This window comes from Haloferax profundi (assembly GCF_001469865.1).
In the GTDB taxonomy this organism is placed as follows: Archaea; Halobacteriota; Halobacteria; order Halobacteriales; family Haloferacaceae; genus Haloferax; species Haloferax profundi.
In genome coordinates this window covers 1-992 of sequence record NZ_LOPV01000439.1, presented here as the reverse complement: position 1 = coordinate 992, position 992 = coordinate 1, and the positions used below count along the sequence as shown (strand labels likewise).

The 992-nt window shown below is 50.0% G+C and carries 2 protein-coding genes; both read right to left on the bottom strand.

The genetic code is table 11. From position 1 onward, the window contains the following. Positions 1-496 (bottom strand): DUF354 domain-containing protein (locus AUR66_RS14880; RefSeq protein WP_157533145.1); only part of this gene is annotated, 496 nt, incomplete at its 3' end. A 10-nt stretch (positions 497-506) separates the two neighbouring features. Further along, the coding region (locus AUR66_RS14875; protein ID WP_331457009.1) for a UDP binding domain-containing protein at positions 507-992 on the bottom strand (486 nt) is incomplete at its 5' end.

Sequence of the window (992 nt, the reverse complement as noted above, 5' to 3'; positions counted from 1 at the left end):
CTTTATACCCGTCGTACGTGAGTACCTGTGACGGGTCAGCGTGCCATTTCGTTAGCTCCCGCGTTTCGAAGGCTGACGGGACGATATTATAACTTGCGAGTGACTCCAACTGGTTATACCGCTCTTCCAGCGTCAGCCCATCTCGATGCGCGGTGATGTCGTTATCCGTGAAGTTTACCGTCGGGATACCGCGGGTTTTCGCCGCGAGGATACACATGACGTTTCGAGAACAGAGTGCGATATCAGTATTCGGTGCCTGAAACGCAAGCTGGACTGTTCGAGCAGGAATGCCAGCAATCTTCAGCCACTTCTGAGAGAAGTCTCGACCAACAGTTTGGAAATCAAACCCAACTTCTTCGGCTAAATCGACTGTCTCGGTCTTCTCGCGAACAGTCGTAGTCACATCCAACTCGTCGAGGTGCTTGGCTAGCGATGCAAAAAAGAACGGATGCGACGGACTGACAAGATCAATCCACGCAGTATCTTTAGCGTTCATTTATGCGATGTTAGATTTGTTGATAGTTGAATCCCGCGTCACTCCACTCCGTTTTATCGAGGTGTGCCATGGTGTCCACAATCAGGCAGCCATCCATAAGCTTGGATATCTTACTTGGAGATAACTCAGCAAACTCTGCGTGATTGGTCGCGAGAACCAGTGCATCAGCATCGCGAACTGCTTCGTCGAGTGGAACGATGTTCAGGGTTTGGTCGGAAACGTGTGGATCATGAATTCGAACATCGATGTCGTCTACTCCACCATCTGTTGCCGCCGCTTCACTCACTTTTTGTAGCCCTCCAGCCTGCAATTCGCGTGCTAGTTTCAGTCCAGGGCTGTTTCGAGTGTCGTCAACATTCCCCTTGTACGCGACTCCTAAAACCGCAATTCGGGCACCACTCAATGAACCCAATTCCTTCTCGAGAAGGTCAATCGTGTAATCAGACATTGAGTCATTGATCTCTCGAGCTGTCGAAATGAGGTTGAGTTTATCTGA